Genomic DNA, 21,470 nt, shown 5'->3' on the forward strand with positions numbered 1-21,470 from the left:
TATTAGGCGCGATCCGCGCGGTAGGCCACGCAATCAACTTCGACCTTGCAGTCGACCATCATGCTGGATTGGACACAAGCGCGGGCCGGAGGGTTCTCTCCGAAATATTCAGCGTACACGCCGTTAAAGCTCCAGAAATCACGCGGATCGTCAAGCCACACGCCCACACGCACGACGTTTTCGAGGCTGTAGCCCGCCTCATTGAGAATGGCAATCAGGTTTTCGATAGCTTTTCGGCTCTGGGCAACGATTCCACCAGGAACGATCTCGCCGTTCTCCATGGGCACTTGGCCGGAAACATATAGCCAGCCGCCAGCTTCGGTGGCTCGGGCGAAGGGCAATGGTTGTCCGCCTGCGCCCGTCTCGCCAGCCCCATAACGCTTGATAGTCATTCTTTCACTTTCCTTTCTAGTTGAAGCTGGAGGTCTTCAGGAATTCAGTCAGGCGCTCGGTCCGGGGGTTCACGAACATTTCTCTTGGATTGCCTTCCTCGCAGATCACCCCCTGGTTCATGAAGATGACCCGCGAGGATACTTCGTAGGCAAAGCGCATCTCGTGGGTGACCAGCAGCATGGTCATTCCATCTGCCGCAAGCCCCTTGATGACCTGCAGCACTTCGCCCACCAGTTCGGGATCGAGAGCCGAGGTCACTTCATCAAACAGCATAAGACGCGGCGACATCGCGATCGCACGGGCGATCGCCACGCGCTGCTGCTGACCGCCGGAGAGCTGGCCCGGGTAATGATCGGCCCGTGCCGACAACCCGACGCGGTCGAGCCAACGCTCCGCGATTGACCTCGCCTCGCTCTTCGGCATCTTCTTGACCTTGACGAGGCCGAGCATGACATTTTGGGCCGCTGTCATGTGCGGGAACAGGTTGAACTGCTGGAAGGCCATGCCGGTGAGCGCGCGCTGGCGGGCGATCTCTTTCTCGCTCTTGCGCCGACGGGTCGCTCCCTCGACGTGGTACCCGATCTCTTCACCGTCCAGGCTGATCGTGCCGCCCTGGAATTCCTCCAGCATGTTCACGCAGCGCAGCATGGTAGTCTTGCCCGAACCGGATGAGCCGATAATCGAAATAACCTCGCCTTCCTGTACGGAGCAGTCGACGCCTTTGAGCACTTCGTGGTGGCCGTAGCTTTTGCGCAGGCTCTTGATTTCAAGCATTGTTTTGGCCATCGATCGGCTCCTCAGGATGGAAGGGCAGTCTTGCGCTCGATAAATCTGCCGAAGCGCTCGATACCGAAGTTGACGACGAAATAGAGAGCCCCTGCAAGGAAATAGAACTGCAGGCTCATGAAGTTGCGGGAGATGATCTCCTGCGTGCGCAGCAACAGTTCCGCTACACCGATCACCGACAGCAGCGTGGACGCTTTCACCATTTCCGCCGCCGTATTGACCCAGGCGGGCAGGCACTGGCGCAGCGCCTGAGGCCAAAGGACGGAGGTGAACGTCTGCGTAAACGTCAGACCGATCGCTTTTGCGGCTTCGGTTTGCCCCTTCGGGATGGCTTGAAGAGCACCGCGCACGATCTCACCGACGTGGGACGAACAGAATACCGCCAGCGCCAGAACACCCGCCGCGAATGCCCCCAATTCCAGGCCCACGGCACTGGAGACGTAATAGCTCGCGAGGACGAGTACCAAAACGGGCGTGCCTCGGATCACATCCGTATAAGCCCGCACGATCAAGCGCAGCACATTGTTTCCATAGACCAGCGCCAGACCTACGAAGAGGCCGAGCACGGAGCCTGCGAGAATGGCCAGAAGGGAGATCGAGACGGTCATCGCCATGCCATTCAAGATGACATGACGGGCGATCCAAAGTTGATCGAGAAAAGTCTGAGACATCGGTTTACCTCGGCAACGCCAAACGCCGTTCGACAAAACGCATCAGAGCGGCAATGATGAAACAGGTGACGACATAGAGAGCCGATGTTACCACCCAGGTCTCGACGATACGGAAGCTCTCGACGTTGATCTTGCGGGCTGCAAACGTCAGCTCAGGCACGGCAATCGTTGCGGCAAGCGATGTGTCCTTGAAGAGAGAGATGATTGTCGAGGACAGCGAGGGCAGAACGTTGCGGAACATCAGCGGCGCTATGATCGATGTGCGTATCTGCATCGACGTCAAGCCAATCGCCATTCCGGCCTCGGTCAATCCCTTCGGAATCGAGAGAAGTCCGGCGCGGAAAACTTCCGCCAGGTATGCTCCCGAATAGAGTGAGAGAACCAAAACGAAGCTTTTGATCTTGTCCAGCCGGAAGCCCATCTGAGGCAGCGCGAAGAACGCGAACAGGACGAGCACGAGAATAGGAAGATTTCGGATAACGGTAACGTAGATCCTGGCCGGCGCGACCGCGGCACGGCTCTTGGAGAGCAGCGCGAATGCAACGAACAGACCGATGACAGCCCCGATCAAGATCGAAATGACCGCCAAACCGAGGCTCAACATCAAGCCGCTAAGAAGAAAATCGAAGTTGCGCCAGACAGCAGCAAAATTCAGCGTATAACCCATGGCAGACCGCCCTTTCAGGGAGGGAGCGGGACGGACCCGCTCCCTTGGGCCAGTTACTTGTATTCGACCGGGAAGCCGATTTGCGGAGGCGTCAGCTCCTTGCCGAACCACGTTTTGTACGACTTGGCATAAGCATCGAATTCAACGCCGGTCATGGCCTCATGGAGAGCGGTGTTGACGAAATTCAACCAATCCTGGTCGCCGCGCTTTACGCCGCAAGCGTAAGTCTGCGGGTTCCAGCCGTAGCCCGCGTCCCGATATTTCCCCGGGTTCTGCGCCATATACCAGGCGAGCGACGACTGGTCGGTTGCGACCGCGTCCGCGCGACCGGATTCCAGTGCCTGATAGATGAGATCGACGGAGTCGTACTGGTCGACGGTAGCTTCCGGGAGCGCGGCGTGAACCATCGACTCCGCGTAGACGTTCTGCAGGACTGAAATCGTCACCGATGAGCCGGCAGCTTTAAGCGCTGCGTAGTCTGCGTATTTGCCATCGGCCTTCAGCATAAGGCCGACGCCTTCCCGATAGTAGGGGATCGTGAAGGCGATCTGCTGGGCGCGCTCACCGGTGACCGTCATGAACTGGCAGGTGATGTCGACCTTGTCGGTCGTGATGTTGGGAATACGAGCGTCGGACGACTGGTTGACGTATTCGATCTTGTCAGGATCGCCAAAGAGAGCCTTGGCGATGATGTGGCCCATATCCACATCGAAACCCTGAAGTTTGTCGTCGGCGCTCTTGAAGTGCCAAGGCGCATTGGTGCTGCCGGTGCCCATAACGAGATGACCGCGAGCAAGAACCTCATCGAGCTTACTTCCGGCGGCGAAGACCGGGCTTGAAAGAACTGCAGTTGCAGCCAGCGCAATCAGGCCGGCGCGGAAGGATATGGTCATGATTGTTCCCCTAAGAACGAGTGTTTCTAGCTAATCCAATATAGTGGACATGTGTCCATGTTATCGGATTGACATATCAAGTCCCCTGGTTGATGAATTGTCAATAGCGATGGTTGATATTTGATGCGGCGCGACAGAGCGGCACATTTGTCCGCACCGCAGGTTCGTTCCATACGAGGTTTGCCATGACTTTTTCGCCTGCGGATATCGCAGCCATTCAAACTCCTGCCGTTCTGATCGATCTCGATATCGCCACCGCCAATATCGGCCGTTTTCAACGTTACGCGGATGCTCACGGCTTGCGTGTTCGCCCGCACATCAAGACGCACAAGCTGCCGGCAATCGCCAACTTGCAGATTGCGGCCGGCGCGGTCGGTATCACCTGTCAAAAGGTGTCGGAGGCCGAAGCGATGGTCGCCGCCAGCAGTGCAATCACCGATGTGCTGATTACCTACAACATCGTCGGCGTTGAGAAGCTTGAACGTCTGAAGGCGCTCGCAAAGAAGGTGAAATTGTCGGTCGTTGCCGATAGTGAGGCTGTCGTGAACGGTCTCTCGGAGGCCTTTCGAAACGAAGTTCAGCCGCTGACAGTCCTGGTGGAATGCGACACCGGCGCGAACCGCTGCGGCGTGCTCACTCCCGAAGCGGCAGAGGCTCTCTCGGCCCTTATCCACTCAATGCCTGGTATCGTCTTCGGCGGCCTCATGACCTATCCTCCTGCGGGCGGGGAGGCTGCTGTCGAGACTTTCATGATGGCGGCCAAGGCTCGCATCGAAGCGCTCGGCATCACAGTGCCGGTCATCACGTCAGGCGGGACACCTTCGATGATGCACGCAGCAGGCGCACCGGTTACGACTGAATATCGCCCCGGAACCTACGTCTACAACGACCGCTCTCTCGTATCGCGCGGCGCGTGCGGTTGGGCGGATTGCGCACTCGTCGTCTTAACAACTGTCGTCTCCGTACCTGCCGCGAACCGAGCGATCGTTGATGCAGGTTCAAAAATCCTGACATCGGATCTCTTGGGACTCACAGGTTACGGTCATGTGCGGGGGCGCGACGATATTGTCGTGGACCAGCTATCCGAGGAACATGGCCGCCTGATCAGCAGCGGATCAATCGGACTGTCGGTGGGAGATAAACTGCAGATCGTGCCGAACCACGCGTGCGTCGTCACCAACATGGTCGACTCGGTTTTCGTCACAGGAAACGGCTTGGCCTCAGTCGAGTCTTGGCCGGTCGTGGCGCGCGGAAAGATCATCTGACATGCCGGCTCCGTTTTCCATTGGCGAAGCCGATGAGCGAATTGGGTTGGACTGCACAGGTTCCGATGCGAAAACTCTTGGGAAGATGCGTTTAATGCCGCTTCTATGCTGTTTTGCAAAAACCGATCCCGTGACGTGAGGACCGGCTCGGCAAAATCCGACTAGAATTTATAACCGACCATCAGTCCAGCGCGGGTCATGCCGTCGTTCGGACCGTCGCAGAGGTTGGCGTTCGAAGAATGGGCGAGCTGCGCCATGACATTCCATTTGCTGTTGAAGCGGTAGCCGGCACCAAGATATTCGTGGAACAGCACACGACAGCCGAGATCAGGCTCATCGTCATTACCATCGATATCACCCGTATGGATGACGCCGCCGAAACCGGCTTCCGCGAAAATCTTGTCGCTGAGGTCGACAGTCCAGGTGAAACCGGCGAAGAACTGCGTCGCTTCGCCAGCCGTCCCAATCGAGGTGCCCAAATGAACGCGCGGATGCAAGAGCTGCTGCTTCCAGCCGGTTGCCTGCTCAAAGCCAAAGGGGTCGAAAAGGACCGTTATTTCAGGGAAAACGCCGTCTTCATGCGAATGACCGCCCTGAATGGAAGCGGATGCGCCGAAGCGCAATTCGTCGAAAACCTTATCTCCGGCTTGCGCCGCTGACGACATTCCCAGGCTGCTTGCAATGACTGCGACCGACGCGATACCCGACAGGCGCAGCAGGAGTGAACGGAATTCGGATTTCATCTGCTGTCCTTTGATTCCCGCTTAAACAGCGGGATGGGACAGAGGTAACATGCGAACGTTCGCGGTAAAGCGCATGTGTTTCGATTATGGCCTTTTCCACAGTGCTGACACCAATCTGCAACAGTTCAGATCTCGCCGTCGTAAGCGGAGCCGCCGTTTTCCAATAGGCGTTTCAATACCATAAAGCCTGCGACGAGCTCCTTTCTATCCTTTGGCGAGGAGAAACCGATGCGCACGCGATGATAGACTTTCTCGCCACGCGCTGCCTTGAACTCATCCTCGTCGTCCACAAGCACACCATCTCGGAAGGCGGCATTCTTGAAGGTGCCTGATAACCAGGGTTCCGGCAGTTTCAGCCACAGAAAAGGTGCGTGCGGGTGAGATTCGAATTCAAAACCCCGTAGCTGCTCGCGGGCAAGGCCAGCGCGGGCAGACAGTTCCACGACACTTGCATTGCGAATCTCATGTGCCTTGCCGCTCAAGACGAGCCGTGCGCAGGTTTCAGCTAGGATGAAGGGCAGGCCGCCGGTCACCATTCTGTGGGTTACCTTGATGCGCTGGGCAAAGTGAGGCGGGCAGGCGACCCAGCCGCCGCGCACGCCGGCTGCAACCGATTTCGACAGGCCGTTGACGAGGAAGGTGCGGTCGGGCGCGATCGAGGCAAGCAGCGGCGTATCGTCATTGGCCATGCCGCCATAGAGATCATCCTCGATGATCCAGATACCATGCCGTCTGGCGATCTCGGCAATGGCGACGCGCCGCTGATAGGGGATGATGGCAAGTGTCGGATTGTGGACCGTCGGCATCGTAAAGATGAGCTTCGGATGCTGCTGCTGGCAGAGCCGCTCGAGATCCTCGGGGATGATGCCGTATTCATCAGATTCGACGATCAATGTGCGCCGGCCGAGCAGACGCACGCTGCGGCTCACCTGCGTATAGGTAAGATTTTCAAAGACGATCTTGTCACCAGGCGCCGACACAGCGGCGATGACAGCGATCGCCGCTGCATGCGCTCCGAGTGTCGGCACGACGTTTTCGACCTCCGGCGACCAACCATTGCGCGCGAGCCACAGACGGCCGGCGTCGAACCAGTTAGGCGGAAAGCTGCGGGAATAGGAGGAGATCTCGGCCAGATGCTGCTCGCCGATTTCGGCCATGATGCCGGCGATGACCTTGCCCTGGCCGAGGTCTGGGGCTGCCGTCGTATCGAAACGGAGCTTGTTTGCCGGGACCTCGGCAACACGCGTGCCGCTCAACGAAAGGGTAATGGGATCCGTCTGTTCGCCGGGCGGCGTATTGGCACGGTCGAGCACATAGGTGCCGCGGCCGACTTCGCCGGCGACAAGACCACGCTCATGCACAAGCGCATAGGCGCGGCCGATTGTCCCGATTGTTACCCCGATATCATAGGCGAGATTTCGCTGCGGAGGCAGCTTGCTGCCCGCCGGCAAGGCGCCGGAAGCAATGGCGGATTCGATATTGTCCGCAAGCCGCATATAGACTGGGCCTGAGCCCTGCGAGAGATCGGGGAGCCAATTTGTCATGGTGACAATGGTTAGATTGTCACCCTACATCTGTCAAGGCTATGAGACAATTCCGTTAGCGGAAACTACAGGAGTCAGGAATGTCCGCTGTATCTCACAGCAACGGTCAGATTGTATCGATTGTCTCCATCGAAGGCCCGCATGAGATTATCATGCCCGGACAGGCGCCGGCCGCGACGTGGCTCGGGCGGTTGTGGGCAGCCATTCTTTTGTGGCAGCAGAAGCGGGAAGGCCGTCGGTCGCTGCGCGAACTGACGGCGGACCAGCTCAAGGATATCGGCCTGTCGCAATCCGATGCGGCACGTGAAGTCGGCAAGTCGTTCTTTTGGGATTGAAGCTGAAGCTTAGCTGCAGGACTTGCTGCCGCCCGACCAGCGGGTGACGTCCGCAGCGATGCGGCCCGAAACCGGCTCGGACATCATCGGACCGAAAGCCTGCATCTTGGCAGGATTGCCTTCGGCCTGCACGACGAGCAGCGGCCGGCTTTCCGGGCTTCCCTTGTGCACGACGAGGATACGCGGACGGCCGGAGAACGAGTTGAGTTCGGGCGCGAGCCTGTAGGCGGCGAATGACGGATCGCCGGACTTGAACCAGCAGCTGTTGGCGCCAAGCGCCACGCGTTCCATCGTCGACAGCGCGCTGCGATCCGGCCCCCTCGCAGGTGTCGGGGACTGGCAGGCGGCAACCATTGCGGCAAGTCCTGCAAATGCAGCGGCATTCGCAATGGCGGCGAAAAGGTGAGGGCGCATCTATATTGCTCCAGTGGTCCGGCGAACGAGCGGCCTGATGGTTAATCAGGCAGCGACGACGTCGAGCGCCGAAGCAAAGAGGCCACGGCCGTCCGAACCGCCGTGAGCAGCTTCGATCAAGTTTTCCGGATGAGGCATCATACCGAGAACATTGCCCGCGGCGTTCATGACGCCGGCAATGTCGTTGACCGAGCCGTTCGGGTTGGTCCCTTCGGCATAGCGGAAGACGACCTGCCCGTTACCTTCGATCGCAGCCAGCGTCTCGGCATCGGCAAAATAGTTGCCGTCGTGATGGGCGACCGGGCAGCGGATGATCTGGCCCTTTTCATAGGCGCGGGAGAAATCCGTCTCGGCATTGACGACTTCAAGCTTGATCTCGCGGCAGACGAATTTCAGCGAAGCGTTGCGCATCAATGCGCCCGGCAGCAGGCCAGCCTCGACGAGGATCTGGAAGCCGTTGCAGACACCCAGAACCTTCACGCCCTTGTTCGCCTTTTCGATGATCGCCTGCATGACCGGCATGCGGGCGGCAATCGCGCCGCAACGCAGATAGTCGCCGTAGGAGAAGCCGCCGGGGATGACGATCAGGTCGACGTCAGGGATTTCCGTCTCCGTCTGCCAGATCGTCACTGGCCGGTGACCGGAAATCTTGGTGAGAGCGGCGATCATGTCGCGATCGCGGTTGAGGCCCGGAAGTTGAACGACGGCTGATTTCATAAGGTCCCCGCGTTTGGCGAAAGATATTGAACTGGAACGCTTTCGGCGAGCCATACTCCATTGGACGAGACAAAGAAAGAATGGCCTTCTGAAAACATGCGGGCTGCGTCTACACGCAGGACTACATAATCACCCTTGCGGCGGCGTGCGACGATCTTCGCCGTCTCCACATCGGCGGAAAGATGGACGTGATGTCGTTCCATCTTCTTCAGGCCTTCGCGCTCGATCGCGGGCCAGCTGGTCAGCGACGTGCCGTGGAAGAGGGTCGCCGGCGGCTCGACCGCCTTCAAGGCCAGATCGATTTCGACACTGTGGCCCTGATTGGCCCGAATTCTGCTGTCGACAAGCGCAAAGCGCTTCTTCGGACTGTTCTCGATAATGCCGATAACATCAGCGCGAGTGACGTCGAATTTCGATGTCACCGCGTTTTCGAAATCATCGAAGGATACCCAGCCCTCAGCATCAAGCGTCAGACCCGCGGCTTCAGGCGCATGGCGCAAAACATAGCTCATGAATTTCGAGACTTCCGTCTCCAGCTTTGCTTCGACCATGACGCTTTGTCCTCAAGGCCCGTCTAAGGGACAGGCCGATAATCGTTAGTCGATCGCGATCGCGTAGTTCTCGATGACCGTGTTTGCGAGCAGCTTTTCGCACATGGCCTTGAGGTCCGTCTCGGCTTTGGCCTTGTCGGTGCCTTCGAGTTCCAGGTCAAAGACTTTGCCCTGGCGGACATGGCCGACGCCCTCAAAGCCGAGGGCGCCGAGCGCGCCTTCGATGGCCTTGCCCTGAGGATCGAGAACGCCGTTTTTCAGCGTGACGGTGACGCGAGCCTTGATCACTTGTTCTTCCCTGCTTTACTTGACGAGAACCGGGCCGGTGCCACGCACAGGCTCGTTTTCATTGATGATGCCGAGACGGCGCGCAACTTCGGAATAGGCTTCCAGCAGCCCGCCCATATCGCGGCGGAAGAGGTCCTTGTCCATCTTCTTGTGAGTCTCGATGTCCCAGAGGCGGCAGCTATCCGGCGAGATTTCGTCAGCCAGAATGATCCGCATCATATCACCTTCGAAGAGGCGGCCGCACTCGATCTTGAAATCGACGAGCTGGATACCAACGCCGAGGAAAAGGCCGGTCATGAAGTCGTTGACGCGGATGGCGAGTGCCATGATGTCGTCAAGTTCGGCCGGATTGGCCCAGCCAAAGGCCGTGATGTGCTCTTCGGAGACCATCGGGTCTTCGAGCGTATCGGACTTGTAGTAGAACTCGATGATCGAACGCGGCAGAACCACGCCTTCCTCGATGCCGAGGCGCTTGGCGAGCGAGCCGGCGGCGACGTTTCGCACCACGATCTCGAGCGGGATCATCTCCACTTCTCTGATCAGCTGCTCACGCATGTTGAGCCGACGGATGAAATGGGTGGGAATGCCGATCTTGTTCAGATGGCTGAAGATGTATTCAGAAATACGGTTGTTGAGAACGCCCTTGCCATCAATGACTTCGTGTTTCTTCTTGTTGAAAGCAGTGGCATCGTCCTTGAAGAACTGGATCAGCGTGCCCGGTTCGGGCCCCTCATACAGTATCTTTGCCTTGCCCTCGTAGATACGGCGGCGACGGTTCATTGTAATTATTCTCTGCTGTTGGCGCTCTTGGGATAGCGCGCGTGGATCGATCTCGTGGCGTCCCCTTAAAGGAAAAGAGAGAGTTTCACAATCCGCCTGTCACTCCTTCCCCGGTTTCCGGCCACAGCGGGAATACCGCAAAGAGAATCGAATGTCTTCGCAAGATGAGACTACCGCCTTTTTGTTTACGGTGAAATGAAGGCAAAATCTCGGATGGGTTATACAGGTCTTTATCTGGAGGTCGTGCCTTGAAGAAGTGCGGCCGATGAATAACGCAGGTTAGTCTGCAGCGCCCGGGCGGCACCGCGGTAACGGCGGGGATCTGCATGGCACGCATTGGCCGCGCGAGCACTTGGCCCGGACCGACATCACCGGCTTCTGTATTCCTTTTCAGCGGGGCAGGCGGCTGAGAAACTGGGCAAAAACCATCGTGCCCTCTGGCCAGGGGCCGTGGCCGGATTCCGAGTTGATGTGACCGGACTCGCCGGCATCCACCAGGAAGGAACCCCAGCTGCTGGCGATGTCGTCGGCATGTTCATAGGTCCCGAAGGGATCGTTGCGGCTGGCGACCGTGATCGACGGGAAGGGCAGAGGATCGCGCGGGTAGGGACCGAACGTCATCAGATGCTTCGGACGGATAGCCGGATTGGCGACATCTGGCGGCGCCACGAAGAAGGCACCGGCAACGCGCTTTTGAAACAGCGGGATCGCATGGATCACCGAGGGCACCCCGAGGGAATGGGCGATGAGCACTACGGGGCGTGTCGAGGCATTCACCGCTTCAGCGATGCGGGCGGTCCAGTCCTCGCGCACCGGCTTGGACCATTCCGCCTGCTCGACACGGCGCGCAGTGCTGAGTTTTGCTTCCCAGCGGCTCTGCCAATGGTCGGGACCGGAATTGGTATAGCCCGGGATAATGAGGATATCTGCGTCTGAAGCTTTCATCGTGCCGCCGATGTGAGAAAGCTTAACCGCGATGTCAAGGGAAAGAGCGACTTAGCTCAAAAAATTTGCTAGAGTGACTTCATGCCGGTTGCGTTCTCGTGTCGGCTCCTCGTTGCCGACACACTCGCCTCCGGCTCATCTTGGCTGAGGAGGAGAAAGCCATGACGACATTTCATGTCATGACGGGCGCTGGCGAAAGCTTCGCACGGCCCGTGGTCAACAGGATCAGCATAGCCGACGTCTTCGACGCGCTCAGGCTCGGTTTCGAGGATTTCCGGGAGAAGCCTTCACATTACGTTTTCCTGTGTCTCATGTATCCGATCGCCGGTATCTTCCTGACGATGCTGAGTTCGGGCGCCAATCTCGCACCGATGATCTTCCCGCTGATGTCGGGCTTCGTGCTGATCGGGCCGATAGCCGCAATCGGCCTCTACGAAATCAGCCGCCGGCGCGAGGCCGGACTCGATTCCTCCTGGACACATGCACTCGATGTACGCCATTCGCCGGCTTTGCCGTCGATCATCGCCTTTGGCCTCCTGCTGTTTGGGATCTTCGTCGTCTGGCTGGTAACGGCGCAAACGATTTATACGAGCCTTCTCGGCGAGGTCTTTCCGCGCTCCATGTCGCTCTTCCTCCAGCAAGTGTTCGGTACGCCTGAAGGCCTGCAGCTCATCCTCTGGGGCAATCTGGTCGGTCTGGGCTTTGCTCTCGTCGTTCTGGCGATCACCGTCGTGACTTTCCCGATCTTGCTCGACAGGGATTGCGGAGCGGTGGCCGCGATGGTCACCTCGATCCGGGCCACCTTTGCCAATCCGGTGCCGGTGCTGTTTTGGGGCCTGATCGTTGCCGCGTTGCTCGTCATCGGCACAATCCCGCTCTTTATCGGCCTAGCGCTCGTCATCCCGATACTGGGCCATTCGACGTGGCATCTTTACCGTAAGCTGATTGCCGCGTGACGGCAGCATCCGGGGTCTCGCAAGCTCACACGATACCCCGGAATTTCACTGTACTCTGGAACCTCGGAACCTTCCTTGGAGTTTGTCTTGCGCTGACTTCGAAGGAGGATTTCAAGGTGACGTTACGCCATTTGTTTGCCCGTTTCGCAACCAAGACATCGGAGTGGGCGGGCAAGCCGGTGACTTTCATCCTGGCGCTTATCGCGGTCATTATCTGGGCTGCTCTCGGCCCATTCTTCGACTACTCGGAAACCTGGCAGCTGGTGATCAACACTGGCACGACGATCGTCACCTTCCTGATGGTCTTCGTGCTGCAGAATGCGCAGACGCGTGACACGCGCGCCATCCAGGCAAAGCTCAATGAAATCATTCTGACGAGTCAGGCCGAAAACCGGTTCATCGGCATTGAAAATCTGGATGAAGAAGATCTCAAGCATCTCGACCGGCTGGTGGCCAAAGCAGCGGAAGGCCGGGGCGAAAGAGAGGCCTGTAGGATATCGGATGAGCTGGCCGATCCATCGCCTGAAAAAAGCGGATCAAGAAAACGCAAGACATCGGCCGCTGACGCGCCGCGCAAGCGGAAATGAATACGGCGCCTCGTGGGCGCCGTCTGATGACATATTTTATGCCGATCAAGCCAGGCCGAAAACGCGTCGGAAGATCGTGTCGACGTGCTTCGTATGATAGCCGAGATCGAACTTCTCTCGTAGATCCGCCTCTGAGAGCGCGGCCCGCACTTCGGCGTCGGCCAGCAGCTCTTCGAGAAAGTCCTTGCCCTGTTCCCAGACCTTCATGGCGTTGCGCTGCACGAGGCGATAGGCATCCTCGCGCGACACGCCGGCCTGCGTCAGCGCCAGCAGAACGCGTTGCGAGTGGACGAGACCGCGGAACTTGTCGAGGTTCTTCATCATGTTCTCGGGATAGACCACGAGCTTTTCGACAACGCCGGCCAGACGGTTCAGCGCGAAATCCAGGGTAATCGTCGTATCCGGGCCAATAGCGCGCTCGACGCTCGAATGGCTGATGTCGCGCTCATGCCAGAGCGCCACGTTTTCCATGGCAGGGGTGACCGACATGCGTACGAGACGGGCAAGGCCGGTCAGGTTTTCGGTCAGAACCGGGTTGCGCTTGTGCGGCATGGCCGAAGAGCCTTTCTGGCCCGGCGAGAAGAACTCTTCCGCCTCGAGCACTTCCGTGCGCTGCATGTGGCGGATCTCGATCGCCACATTTTCGATCGATGAGCCGATGACACCGAGGGTGGCGAAGAACATCGCATGGCGGTCGCGCGGGATGACCTGCGTGGAAACGGGCTCGGGAACGAGGCCTAGGGCTGCGCAGACATGCTCTTCGACAACAGGATCAATGTTGGCGAAGGTACCAACGGCGCCGGAAATGGCGCCGGTCGCGATTTCCGCACGAGCAGCGACGAGGCGGGCGCGGTTGCGGCTCATCTCCGCATAGAAGCGGGCGAAGGTCAGGCCCATCGTCGTCGGTTCGGCATGGATGCCGTGGCTGCGGCCGATGCGGATCGTATCCTTGTGCTCAAAAGCGCGCGTCTTCAGCGCTGCGAGAACACGGTCCATATCGGCAAGCAGGATGTCGGCGGCACGCACCAGCTGGATGTTGAACGTCGTGTCGAGCACGTCGGAGGAGGTCATGCCCTGATGGACAAAGCGGGCATCGGGGCCGACGATTTCGGCAAGATGGGTGAGGAAGGCGATGACGTCATGCTTGGTGACGGCCTCGATCTCATCGATGCGGGCAACGTCGAAGGTCGCCTTGCCGCCCTTTTCCCATATGGTGGCGGCGGCCGATTTCGGGATCACACCGAGGTCCGCAAGCGCATCACAGGCATGAGCCTCGATCTCGAACCAGATACGGAACTTGGTTTCGGGAGACCAGATGGCGACCATCTCGGGCCGGGAATAACGAGGGATCATGGGCGAGCACCTTCATTTCGTGACAGTAGCTGCAGCCCCTGTAGCAAAGACGGCCGGCAATCTCAACGCATGCGTTTGGCAAGAGCCATGCTGGTGGCAAGCAGACAGACGAGCCCCACTGGTAAAAACAGCCCCAGACCAAGAACGAGGAACTGATAAACGGCGCTGGCGCCGGTAAAGACAAACTGAAAAACCCAGATGACCGAACCGAACGGCGCGTGCCAACGGGAATAGAAAACCCGATACTCCATGGCGAAAAGAAAGGCCGTCATCAGAACCGTGCCTGTCGTCAGCGCCAGGAAGAAACCGGCAAAACGCGCTTCTACCCGATGGCCTAGCGCCAGATATCGTCCGGCAAGGAGGTTGAAAGGCCAGGAAAGCAGCCCACCACCGAAATAGAGGATGGCGAGATCGATCACATGGCTCGCTTCCATGCCATGGCGCAGATAGAGGCCGATCATTGCCGAGATCAGCATCTGGATGCCCCAGAGCGGGGCGCCGATGAAAAGTTCTGATAAGGACGGCCATGCCGCCCGCAGACGGTTCATTCTCAGGGGTGAACCGGAACGGCGATCCAGCGGCCATTGCGACCGTCAGGAGAAGCACTCAGCGCCAGGATCAGGGCGATATGGACAGGTTTGCCAGATGCTGGCTGATAGACGAGGGCGCCGCCCATGCGATATTCCACCGGGCAGCCGCGGTCATCAGGAATTGCCTTGTCCTCATGGACGAGCTGGCGGTTCGGCGCACCTTCCTTTTCGATGAGTTGCAGCGCGAAGCCGACGACGTGGCTCGCGCCCTTGCAGGTGTCGGGTGTCGGCACCTGCACATCTCCGAGCAACAATGTATAGGCGCCGCGCGCTGGGCCGTCGGCTGCCAGCGTCGTATAGCGGATCGTCTTCATCGGCGAGCCGAGTTCGGTTGGCGGATTGAAGGCGGCGATTAGGCCGGGATTGGTCAGAAGGTCATATTTGTCCATCTGCTTGCGGGCAGCCGTCAGGTTCTGACGCCGCGCTTTGGAGAGATCAGCATCCTTATCCGTCAACTCCAGATGATAGGGGGTATCTTCGAGGTTTTCACCGGTGTCGGTATTGATGAAAAAGGTATCAGAATAGGGAATCTTGCCGTCCTTCATGCCGAATTCCTGGAAGGCGAAGACCTTGCCGTCGGCGGAGAAACCGACCGGCTGCATACTGGCGATATCGCCGGCAGAGGCCGTGGCGGACATCCCCGTCAGCAGGGCAGCGAAAAGGCTGCCCATGAACATGCGCTTCGTCATTTAGCGAGCTCCCTCAGCCGCGTTGCGAAGGGCTGATATCGCCTGGCGATAGCTATCGACCGAGCCGCCCTTGAAAATTGCCGATCCGGCGACGAGCACATTGCCGCCAGCCTTTGCCACGGCAGGCGCGGTATCCACCGTCACGCCGCCGTCCACCTCAAGCTCGATCGGGCGGTCACCGATGAGTGACTTCGCCGCTGCGATCTTGTCTGTCATTGCCGGAATAAATTTCTGGCCGCCGAATCCGGGGTTGACGGACATAATGAGAACGAGGTCGACATCGTCGAGCACGTTCTCGACGACCGAGAGCGGCGTTGCCGGATTGAGCGTGACGCCGACTTTCTTGCCGAGATGGCGGATCGTCTGCAGCGAACGGTGCAGGTGCGGTCCGGCCTCTGCATGTACTGTGATGCGGTCGCAGCCGGCCTTGGCAAAAGCCTCGAGATAGGGGTCGGCCGGCGAGATCATCAGATGGCAGTCGAAGGTCGCATCCGTGTAGGTGCGCAGCGACTTGATGACATCGGGTCCGAAGGAGATGTTTGGCACGAAATGGCCGTCCATGACGTCGAGATGGATCCAGTCAGCGCCGGCCGCGGTGACGCTACGGACTTCCTCGCCGAGCTTGGCAAAATCTGCCGCCAGGATCGATGGGGCGATGCGGATGGGCAGTGTCGTCATGGTCTCGGTCTCCGTATAAACCGGCAGCGGCAAGCCGCCTTACGGCGAATTTCAAAAGGTCAGTTCGTCCCGCCGGTCGGCGGGACGAACGTATCGCCGCGCCACTCGAGCAGACGATAGGGATTCTGCGACAGTTCATGGGCTGGCGTGAAGGTGACTGGGCCGATCGGCGTGTTGAATTGCGTGCCGATCAGCTTATCCGCGACCGGCCTGCCTTCAGCCATCGCCGCCTGCACGGCCTGATCGGCAATCAACGCGGCCGCCGCCGCCGGAAGGACATAACCTTCGGGCTCGACTCCTGCTACCCGCATCGCGTGGACGGTTGAATCTGCCTCCGGCAGAAGGGCGTATTCCGGAATCGCGACGGCGCGTACGCCATCCGCAAGCGCAAGCGGTTGGTTGGCAGCGCGCATCGCATCGCCGCTCAGGATATCCAACGGAATGTTTTCAGCCTTGGCGTCACGCGCGATGATGGCGACATCGTTCCTATCACCGCCGATAAAGACCTTGGTGGCGCCCGCCCGTTTCAGGCGGCGCACAAGTCCGATCTGCTGTTCCTGTCCCGGCCTGTAAGTATCGGTAAAGACCGCCTTCAGACCGTGTTCCTCCAGAGCGTTGCGCACGGCTTCCGTCAGTTCACGGCCGTGGATCGTGCCATCCTCGACAAGGGCGATCGGAGACGCCGCCCATTGCTGTAATATGACCTGGATGATCTTGGCGGCTTCGTCGCCGTCCTGAGGGCCGAGACGGAAGAACAGCCAGCCATTCTTCAGCGAATCCTCCATCAAGGGGCGCGAGCGCACGGACACGGTGATGGCGGGGATATTGGCATCCTTAAGCTTCGGCAGCGCGCCTTCCAGCGTTTCGCTGCAGAGGAAGCCGATCGCGATCTGAACCTTGGCAGCAATCAGCGCGTCGGCGATCGCCTGGCCGCTGTTGTCCTGGCAGGTCTCGCTGATCGGAACAATCGTGTCGCCGGCCTGCCCAATCTGAAAAACCGCGCCGGCCCGAACCTGGGCGCCGAGCGAGGCGAAGGTACCATCCTGGGGCGCCACGACGCCAATCGTCACACCCGCCGCGCGGCTTTCGACCGTCAACGCCAGGAGCGACAGAATGGCGGCTATGACACGGAGCGTCATCATGAAAGGTGCAGGTCTCTCGTCTTGTTCATGCCCTTTTATCCGCACGGCAGCAATCGTCAAAGAAAAACAAGCGTGTTCTGCAGCTTTTAGCGGGCCCATTGTAGAAAAGGTAACCGATGCCCGCCATATTGATGAAATAACAAAAACAAGACACCGATTGTGGAGAAGCATGTGTTGAACAGGCAGCATATCGATCCGGGCCTCTATCGCGACGCCATGAGCCGCTATGCCGGCCATGTGCAGCTCGTAACGACGGCGCTCGGTGAAGCCCGGCGTGGTGTCACCATTACGGCTGCCTGCTCGGTATCCGATAATCCGGCTTCCGTTCTCGTTTGCCTCAACAACACCAATGAGAAGAACGAGATCTTCTGGCGCAGCGGCATCTTTGCGCTGAACTCGCTCGGCGCTCACCATCAGGGTGTTGCCGATGCTTTTTCAGGCCGAACGCATCTGGAAAACGAGGATCGTTTCTTGAGCGCCCGCTTCGAAACGCTGGCAACCGGCGCGCCGGTCCTTGCCGATGCACTCGCCGTTTTCGACTGCCGGGTGACCGATATCAAGGAAATGCCGACCCACAACGTCATCTTCGGCGAAGTCGCTGCCGTTCGCTTCACCGAGATCCACCCGGCGCTTCTCTATCTGAACCGCGGCTATCACACGATATAGGCCTTAAGCGATGGACAACGCCGGCATCGAGGAAATGTTTCAGTCGCTTGGACCCGTCACCATCAAGCGCATGTTCGGCGGCAAGGGCATCTACCATCTCGGCCGCATCCTGGCGCTCGAAGTTCGCGACGAAATCCTGCTGAAAGCCGATGAGGAGAGCGCCCCGGAATTTGCCGCGGCGGGTGCCAGCCAGTGGTTCTACGAGGGCAAGAAGGGCGCGCCCGTGAAGATGCCCTATTGGAGTATCCCCGACGAAGCCTATGACGACCCCGATGTCATGGCGCGCTGGGTGCGGCTTGCCTATGAAGCGGCGTTGCGCGCTGAATGATCAGCGCAATTCGCCCGAAGGCAGGCTGGCGATCGCCGCTCTTGTGAAAGCCGACAATGGTTCGGGCAGATCGGCAAGGCCGAACCAGCCAAAATCCGATAGCTTGTCCGGTTCTGTGAGCTGCGGTTCGCCCGACACATCGCGGGCGATATAGAGAAGGGAAATCCAGTGCTGACGGTCGGCTGTGATGATCTGCTCGGTTAAGCCAATGCGCTCGATACGGGTAATAGTGAGGCCGGTTTCCTCTTCCGCCTCGCGGCGCGCGGCTTCCTCAGCCGGCTCCATATGGTCGACCTTTCCGCCGACGATATTCCAGTAGCCGGCTTCAGGTGGGCGCATGCGCTTGTAGAGAAGGATTTTGCCGTGGCGCAAAATCACCAGGCCTACTCCAAGGCCTGGGAAATCGATGCCGGGCTTGCCCACCGAGGGTCTCAGATCTTGGCGTTTGCCGCGATTAGCATGAAAGCAGGGATGTCGTCGCCGAAGCCGACCGGCGTCGGGCCATCATCATGGTCACGGTGACGGCGACGCTCACGATTGTCATCGTTTGCCGGATAGGGCCGATTGTGGCGCGCATTGTTCTGCGGCTTCTGTTCTGCTTTGCGCTCGTTCTTCACGCTGTCGGCCTTTGCTGCTGCTTCCACGACTTCGCCACCATTATCTTCGGCGTTGATATCAGATTTATGACTCGAAGACCGGCGATCGCGGCCACGATCCTTGTCCCGCTCACGACCCTTGCCGCGACGGGGAGAACGCTCGCTGTCGCGGCTTTCTTCTGCCGGCGGCAGGGCGGAGAGATCGCCGTTCAGCCATTCGACCTTCTCGCCGATCAGCTTTTCGATCGCGTCAGCATGTTTCTGGTCACGACTGGTGACGATGGTGAAGGAAGCACCGGAACGACCGGCACGGCCGGTGCGGCCGATGCGGTGAACATAGTCTTCCGAATGAATCGGTACGTCAAAGTTGAAGACGTGGCTGACATCGGGGATATCGAGGCCGCGGGCGGCGACGTCGGAGGCAACGAGCAGCTTGATGTTACCATCCTTGAAGTTGGCAAGCATGGTCATGCGCGAGCGCTGGTCCATGTCGCCATGCAGGGCGCCAACGGAGAAGCCGTGACGGTCCAGCGAACGGAAGAGATCGGCGACATCTTTTTTGCGGTTGCAGAAGATGATCGCGTTCTTGAGGTCGTCCTGGGCGCGGATGAGATCGCGCAGAACGGCGCGCTTCTCGTAATCCTTGCCGTGCGAGGCGACGAAACGCTGCGTGATGGTCTTGGAAGCCGATGCGGGCTTGGCAACCTCGATGCGTTCAGGGTTCTGCAGGAAGCGGTCTGCGAGCTTCTGGATTTCCGGCGGCATGGTCGCCGAGAAGAACAGCGTCTGGCGGGTGAAGGGGATCAGCTTGGCGATACGCTCGATATCGGGGATGAAACCCATGTCGAGCATGCGGTCGGCTTCGTCGATGACGAGGATTTCAACACCGCTCATCAGGAGTTTGCCGCGCTCGAAATGGTCGAGCAGGCGGCCAGGAGTGCAGATCAGCACGTCTGCGCCGCGCTCCAGCTTGCGGTCCTGATCTTCAAAGGAAACGCCTCCTATGAGGAGGGCGACGTTGAGGCGGTGGTTCTTGCCGTATTTCTCGAAGTTCTCGGCGACCTGGGCGGCCAACTCGCGGGTCGGCTCCAGGATCAGCGTGCGGGGCATGCGGGCGCGGGCGCGCCCCTTTTCCAGAAGCGACAGCATGGGAAGAACGAAGGACGCCGTCTTACCGGTACCGGTCTGTGCAATGCCGCAGATATCACGGCGCTGAAGCGCGAAAGGAATTGCCCCGGCCTGAATGGGAGTGGGGATCGTGTAGCCCGCATCGGTAACAGCGGAGAGCACTTTGGGGCTCAAACCAAGGTCAGCAAATGTCGTCAAAGGGAAAACTGTTTCCGTTCCGTTCGGCCGGTCTCTGGCGAGTCGGCAGGATTGCATGCCGCAATGGTGGGCGACATAATCCGAAATGGCCGGCAAGTCAAGGAAGAGCGCCTCCACCGCAGGTAGCGAGGTGAAGCATTCGTTACCGCGACCGGCTATTTCATATAAGTGGCAAGTTTAAGGCCGGCATTCATGAAGTAGATCGGATCGATGGCACGTCCGTCCTGGCGCACTTCATAATGCAAGTGCGTGCCGGTGGAGCGGCCCGTGCTGCCGGCAAGTCCGATCACATCGTTACGGCCGACCGTGTCGCCGACCTTCACCAGAATTTCCGACATATGGCCGTAGCGCGTCGAAATGCCGTTGCCATGATCGACCTCGACCATGTTGCCGTAACCGCCGGTCCAGCCCGCGGAGATCACTTTGCCGGGCGCAGTGGGACGGATCCTTTCGCCGGGGGAGAAGCGGAAGTCGATGCCGGAATGCAGCGCAAGGCGGCCGAGGAAGGGATCACGCCGGTTACCGAAGGGGCTGGTGACCTCCTTGCCGACCGCGGGGTTGCGGAAGGGCAGGGACGCGGCAGTGCTGCGCACGGCTTCTAACCGCGTCAGCGCGCCATCGAGCTGAATAAGCGAACTATTGAAGTCGTCGTTGCTCTCAGGCTCGACGTAGGGACCACCAACGGCGCTATCTTCATTCTCTTTCGCTGCAACCCTCTCTGACTGCACCGGGATATGGAACCGGTCGAGCACGCCCTCGATCGCATCGGCCGCATTGCCGGCATCGCTCGTCAGTTGATCAACGCGGCTCCTCTGGACCTGCTCGACATTTTTGAGCGAGAGCGTGACCTTGGAAAAGATGCGGTCGGCGCGGTCGCCGAGGGTTTCCTCTGATGGAACATAGGCAAGGGTGGAGTTGTCGGGTGCCCCGGCGTCGGCAGGCTTGTTATCGCCTGCCAGCAACCTGTCGATCGCCTGCGCGCCGCCGGAGAGCGACGCACGTTTGTCTTTGATATCAGGCACATAGGCTTGCGCCGGCACATTTGCGGCAGGCACTTCCTTGCCAGTCAGACCGGAGCTTTCGGCGCGGTCAAGCAGGCTGTCCAGCTTGCCATGACGCGAGGTCAGCGCCATCTGCTGTTCCATCAGCTTGTCGACCTTGTCCTCGACGACCTGCTGGTCGAGAAGCTGACGGGAGGTGATACGGTCGACCTGTGCGCGCAGTGCCGCGATGCGGTCTTCATAATCGTGCTGCATGCGGGCCTGGCGGGCCATGGTTGCGCCGATCAGATCGTCGCGCAACACGAGGTAGGAGGTGGCAAGCAGATAGCCGATCGAGAAGACGCCGACGAAGCAAAAGGCCAGTGCCGCCATCCACGGCTTCACCGTCATGTGGCGCACTTTGTCGCCGCTGGCGAGAATGAGGACGTGTTCCTGTGCCCCCTTGCCGAATACCCGACTGTGATGTCCGCTCGTCACGGAGGTCTCCCAAAGATTCGCTTTTCAGCCCCGCCTCATTGGGAAATGATTACATACATTTATGGTTAACGGTCGGTTTACGCCGCCTA

General features: G+C 59.2%; 27 protein-coding genes. 6 read left to right on the forward strand and 21 right to left on the reverse strand.

All coding sequences use genetic code 11. The features are described from left to right. Nucleotides 1-2: 2 nt before the first annotated feature. Genes FHX15_RS11105 through FHX15_RS11125 form a run of 5 tightly spaced genes read right to left on the reverse strand, consistent with a single transcriptional unit; the run spans nt 3 to nt 3,410 of the window. A complete protein-coding gene (locus FHX15_RS11105; protein WP_184396815.1) occupies nt 3-392 on the reverse strand; it encodes a RidA family protein in 390 nt (129 codons plus the stop codon). A gap of 16 nt (nt 393-408) precedes the next feature. Then, nucleotides 409-1,179, reverse strand: coding sequence for an amino acid ABC transporter ATP-binding protein (locus FHX15_RS11110; RefSeq protein ID WP_281413812.1), 771 nt, complete (start codon nt 1,177-1,179; stop codon nt 409-411). An 11-nt stretch (nt 1,180-1,190) separates the two neighbouring features. Further along, nucleotides 1,191-1,850: an amino acid ABC transporter permease gene (locus tag FHX15_RS11115; RefSeq protein ID WP_184396817.1), complete on the reverse strand. Its 660-nt coding sequence runs from the start codon at nt 1,848-1,850 to the stop codon at nt 1,191-1,193. A gap of 4 nt (nt 1,851-1,854) precedes the next feature. Further along, entirely contained in the window at nt 1,855-2,517 is a 663-nt protein-coding gene (locus FHX15_RS11120) for an amino acid ABC transporter permease (RefSeq protein ID WP_184396819.1), read from the reverse strand. Nucleotides 2,518-2,570: 53 nt separating this feature from the next. Further along, entirely contained in the window at nt 2,571-3,410 is an 840-nt protein-coding gene (locus tag FHX15_RS11125) for a transporter substrate-binding domain-containing protein (RefSeq protein WP_183734945.1), read from the reverse strand. A 185-nt stretch (nt 3,411-3,595) separates the two neighbouring features. Between FHX15_RS11125 and FHX15_RS11130 the strand changes: the two genes are divergently transcribed. Continuing rightward, complete coding sequence (locus tag FHX15_RS11130; protein ID WP_184396821.1) at nt 3,596-4,675, forward strand: alanine racemase; 1,080 nt, start codon at nt 3,596-3,598, stop codon at nt 4,673-4,675. Nucleotides 4,676-4,836: 161 nt separating this feature from the next. Here the strand turns inward: FHX15_RS11130 and FHX15_RS11135 are convergent, their stop codons facing one another. Both FHX15_RS11135 and FHX15_RS11140 read right to left on the reverse strand, forming a co-directional pair. Beyond that, complete coding sequence (locus FHX15_RS11135) at nt 4,837-5,418, reverse strand: acyloxyacyl hydrolase (RefSeq protein WP_184396823.1); 582 nt, start codon at nt 5,416-5,418, stop codon at nt 4,837-4,839. A gap of 125 nt (nt 5,419-5,543) precedes the next feature. After that, complete coding sequence (locus FHX15_RS11140) at nt 5,544-6,962, reverse strand: PLP-dependent aminotransferase family protein (protein ID WP_184396825.1); 1,419 nt, start codon at nt 6,960-6,962, stop codon at nt 5,544-5,546. Nucleotides 6,963-7,042: 80 nt separating this feature from the next. Between FHX15_RS11140 and FHX15_RS11145 the strand changes: the two genes are divergently transcribed. Further along, entirely contained in the window at nt 7,043-7,297 is a 255-nt protein-coding gene (locus FHX15_RS11145; protein ID WP_184396827.1) for a DUF1127 domain-containing protein, read from the forward strand. Nucleotides 7,298-7,306: 9 nt separating this feature from the next. Here FHX15_RS11145 and FHX15_RS11150 read toward each other — a convergent pair whose 3' ends face one another. The 6 genes from FHX15_RS11150 to FHX15_RS11175 all read right to left on the reverse strand — a co-directional run bounded on the left by FHX15_RS11150 (nt 7,307) and on the right by FHX15_RS11175 (nt 10,992). Further along, the gene (locus FHX15_RS11150; protein WP_184396829.1) at nt 7,307-7,711 is read right to left on the reverse strand and encodes a hypothetical protein; all 405 of its coding nucleotides are present in this window, start codon (nt 7,709-7,711) and stop codon (nt 7,307-7,309) included. A gap of 45 nt (nt 7,712-7,756) precedes the next feature. After that, nucleotides 7,757-8,428 carry a phosphoribosylformylglycinamidine synthase subunit PurQ gene (gene purQ, locus FHX15_RS11155; RefSeq protein ID WP_184396832.1) on the reverse strand — a complete coding sequence of 224 codons (672 nt, stop codon included), beginning with the start codon at nt 8,426-8,428 and terminating at the stop codon, nt 7,757-7,759. Beyond that, nucleotides 8,425-8,979 (reverse strand): RNA 2'-phosphotransferase, encoded by a 555-nt coding sequence (locus tag FHX15_RS11160; protein WP_184396834.1) that lies wholly within the window; start codon nt 8,977-8,979, stop codon nt 8,425-8,427. Before FHX15_RS11160 ends, purQ begins: the two co-directional genes overlap by 4 nt. A 45-nt stretch (nt 8,980-9,024) precedes the next feature. Beyond that, nucleotides 9,025-9,267 (reverse strand): phosphoribosylformylglycinamidine synthase subunit PurS, encoded by a 243-nt coding sequence (gene purS, locus FHX15_RS11165; RefSeq protein ID WP_184396836.1) that lies wholly within the window; start codon nt 9,265-9,267, stop codon nt 9,025-9,027. 15 nt (nt 9,268-9,282) lie between these two features. Next, on the reverse strand, nt 9,283-10,047 hold the full coding sequence (gene purC / locus FHX15_RS11170) for a phosphoribosylaminoimidazolesuccinocarboxamide synthase (RefSeq protein WP_132651615.1): 765 nt from the start codon (nt 10,045-10,047) through the stop codon (nt 9,283-9,285). 390 nt (nt 10,048-10,437) lie between these two features. Continuing rightward, nucleotides 10,438-10,992 carry an alpha/beta hydrolase gene (locus FHX15_RS11175; protein ID WP_184396838.1) on the reverse strand — a complete coding sequence of 185 codons (555 nt, stop codon included), beginning with the start codon at nt 10,990-10,992 and terminating at the stop codon, nt 10,438-10,440. A 161-nt stretch (nt 10,993-11,153) separates the two neighbouring features. On the opposite strand from FHX15_RS11175, the gene FHX15_RS11180 reads away from it, so the two are divergent. Both FHX15_RS11180 and FHX15_RS11185 read left to right on the forward strand, forming a co-directional pair. After that, nucleotides 11,154-11,948, forward strand: a complete 795-nt coding sequence (locus FHX15_RS11180) for a DUF2189 domain-containing protein (RefSeq protein ID WP_184396840.1) — start codon at nt 11,154-11,156, stop codon at nt 11,946-11,948. 116 nt (nt 11,949-12,064) lie between these two features. Next, nucleotides 12,065-12,535, forward strand: coding sequence for a low affinity iron permease family protein (locus tag FHX15_RS11185; RefSeq protein ID WP_184396842.1), 471 nt, complete (start codon nt 12,065-12,067; stop codon nt 12,533-12,535). Nucleotides 12,536-12,580: 45 nt separating this feature from the next. Here FHX15_RS11185 and purB read toward each other — a convergent pair whose 3' ends face one another. From purB to FHX15_RS11210, 5 genes are all read right to left on the reverse strand, one after another. Then, on the reverse strand, nt 12,581-13,888 hold the full coding sequence (gene purB / locus FHX15_RS11190; protein ID WP_184396844.1) for an adenylosuccinate lyase: 1,308 nt from the start codon (nt 13,886-13,888) through the stop codon (nt 12,581-12,583). 62 nt (nt 13,889-13,950) lie between these two features. Further along, nucleotides 13,951-14,436, reverse strand: a complete 486-nt coding sequence (locus FHX15_RS11195; protein ID WP_184396846.1) for a hypothetical protein — start codon at nt 14,434-14,436, stop codon at nt 13,951-13,953. Between the two features lie 2 nt (nt 14,437-14,438). Further along, nucleotides 14,439-15,167: a DUF2259 domain-containing protein gene (locus FHX15_RS11200; protein WP_184396848.1), complete on the reverse strand. Its 729-nt coding sequence runs from the start codon at nt 15,165-15,167 to the stop codon at nt 14,439-14,441. Then, nucleotides 15,168-15,845 carry a ribulose-phosphate 3-epimerase gene (rpe, locus tag FHX15_RS11205; RefSeq protein WP_184396850.1) on the reverse strand — a complete coding sequence of 226 codons (678 nt, stop codon included), beginning with the start codon at nt 15,843-15,845 and terminating at the stop codon, nt 15,168-15,170. A 59-nt stretch (nt 15,846-15,904) separates the two neighbouring features. Next, complete coding sequence (locus FHX15_RS11210) at nt 15,905-16,987, reverse strand: branched-chain amino acid ABC transporter substrate-binding protein (protein ID WP_184396852.1); 1,083 nt, start codon at nt 16,985-16,987, stop codon at nt 15,905-15,907. Between the two features lie 171 nt (nt 16,988-17,158). Between FHX15_RS11210 and FHX15_RS11215 the strand changes: the two genes are divergently transcribed. Together FHX15_RS11215 and FHX15_RS11220 are read left to right on the forward strand one after the other, a co-directional pair. Further along, entirely contained in the window at nt 17,159-17,653 is a 495-nt protein-coding gene (locus FHX15_RS11215) for a flavin reductase (RefSeq protein WP_184396854.1), read from the forward strand. A gap of 10 nt (nt 17,654-17,663) precedes the next feature. After that, nucleotides 17,664-17,981, forward strand: coding sequence for a TfoX/Sxy family protein (locus FHX15_RS11220; protein ID WP_112547728.1), 318 nt, complete (start codon nt 17,664-17,666; stop codon nt 17,979-17,981). Here the strand turns inward: FHX15_RS11220 and FHX15_RS11225 are convergent, their stop codons facing one another. The 3 genes from FHX15_RS11225 to FHX15_RS11235 form a co-directional block, all read right to left on the reverse strand. After that, nucleotides 17,982-18,404, reverse strand: coding sequence for an NUDIX domain-containing protein (locus FHX15_RS11225; protein WP_184396856.1), 423 nt, complete (start codon nt 18,402-18,404; stop codon nt 17,982-17,984). An 8-nt stretch (nt 18,405-18,412) separates the two neighbouring features. Beyond that, nucleotides 18,413-19,903: a DEAD/DEAH box helicase gene (locus tag FHX15_RS11230; RefSeq protein WP_184396858.1), complete on the reverse strand. Its 1,491-nt coding sequence runs from the start codon at nt 19,901-19,903 to the stop codon at nt 18,413-18,415. 155 nt (nt 19,904-20,058) lie between these two features. Continuing rightward, nucleotides 20,059-21,381: a peptidoglycan DD-metalloendopeptidase family protein gene (locus tag FHX15_RS11235; protein ID WP_184396860.1), complete on the reverse strand. Its 1,323-nt coding sequence runs from the start codon at nt 21,379-21,381 to the stop codon at nt 20,059-20,061. Between the last annotated feature and the right edge of the window lie 89 nt (nt 21,382-21,470).

It is taken from the genome of Rhizobium sp. BK650, from assembly GCF_014195325.1.
Taxonomy (GTDB): domain Bacteria; phylum Pseudomonadota; class Alphaproteobacteria; order Rhizobiales; family Rhizobiaceae; genus Rhizobium.

Bases quoted from the DNA above. Each gene is read 5' to 3' on its own strand.
- FHX15_RS11195 (WP_184396846.1), bottom strand. From the start codon at position 14,436: ATGAACCGTCTGCGGGCGGCATGGCCGTCCTTATCAGAACTTTTCATC.
- purQ (WP_184396832.1), bottom strand. From the start codon at position 8,428: ATGAAATCAGCCGTCGTTCAACTTCCGGGCCTCAACCGCGATCGCGAC.
- FHX15_RS11130 (WP_184396821.1), top strand. From the start codon at position 3,596: ATGACTTTTTCGCCTGCGGATATCGCAGCCATTCAAACTCCTGCCGTT.
- FHX15_RS11105 (WP_184396815.1), bottom strand. From the start codon at position 392: ATGACTATCAAGCGTTATGGGGCTGGCGAGACGGGCGCAGGCGGACAA.
- FHX15_RS11150 (WP_184396829.1), bottom strand. From the start codon at position 7,711: ATGCGCCCTCACCTTTTCGCCGCCATTGCGAATGCCGCTGCATTTGCA.
- FHX15_RS11120 (WP_184396819.1), bottom strand. From the start codon at position 2,517: ATGGGTTATACGCTGAATTTTGCTGCTGTCTGGCGCAACTTCGATTTT.
- FHX15_RS11200 (WP_184396848.1), bottom strand. From the start codon at position 15,167: ATGACGAAGCGCATGTTCATGGGCAGCCTTTTCGCTGCCCTGCTGACG.
- FHX15_RS11125 (WP_183734945.1), bottom strand. From the start codon at position 3,410: ATGACCATATCCTTCCGCGCCGGCCTGATTGCGCTGGCTGCAACTGCA.
- FHX15_RS11135 (WP_184396823.1), bottom strand. From the start codon at position 5,418: ATGAAATCCGAATTCCGTTCACTCCTGCTGCGCCTGTCGGGTATCGCG.
- rpe (WP_184396850.1), bottom strand. From the start codon at position 15,845: ATGACGACACTGCCCATCCGCATCGCCCCATCGATCCTGGCGGCAGAT.
- FHX15_RS11115 (WP_184396817.1), bottom strand. From the start codon at position 1,850: ATGTCTCAGACTTTTCTCGATCAACTTTGGATCGCCCGTCATGTCATC.
- purC (WP_132651615.1), bottom strand. From the start codon at position 10,047: ATGAACCGTCGCCGCCGTATCTACGAGGGCAAGGCAAAGATACTGTAT.
- FHX15_RS11180 (WP_184396840.1), top strand. From the start codon at position 11,154: ATGACGACATTTCATGTCATGACGGGCGCTGGCGAAAGCTTCGCACGG.
- FHX15_RS11210 (WP_184396852.1), bottom strand. From the start codon at position 16,987: ATGATGACGCTCCGTGTCATAGCCGCCATTCTGTCGCTCCTGGCGTTG.
- FHX15_RS11140 (WP_184396825.1), bottom strand. From the start codon at position 6,962: ATGACAAATTGGCTCCCCGATCTCTCGCAGGGCTCAGGCCCAGTCTAT.
- FHX15_RS11145 (WP_184396827.1), top strand. From the start codon at position 7,043: ATGTCCGCTGTATCTCACAGCAACGGTCAGATTGTATCGATTGTCTCC.
- FHX15_RS11175 (WP_184396838.1), bottom strand. From the start codon at position 10,992: ATGAAAGCTTCAGACGCAGATATCCTCATTATCCCGGGCTATACCAAT.
- purB (WP_184396844.1), bottom strand. From the start codon at position 13,888: ATGATCCCTCGTTATTCCCGGCCCGAGATGGTCGCCATCTGGTCTCCC.
- FHX15_RS11110 (WP_281413812.1), bottom strand. From the start codon at position 1,179: ATGGCCAAAACAATGCTTGAAATCAAGAGCCTGCGCAAAAGCTACGGC.
- FHX15_RS11220 (WP_112547728.1), top strand. From the start codon at position 17,664: ATGGACAACGCCGGCATCGAGGAAATGTTTCAGTCGCTTGGACCCGTC.
- FHX15_RS11160 (WP_184396834.1), bottom strand. From the start codon at position 8,979: ATGGTCGAAGCAAAGCTGGAGACGGAAGTCTCGAAATTCATGAGCTAT.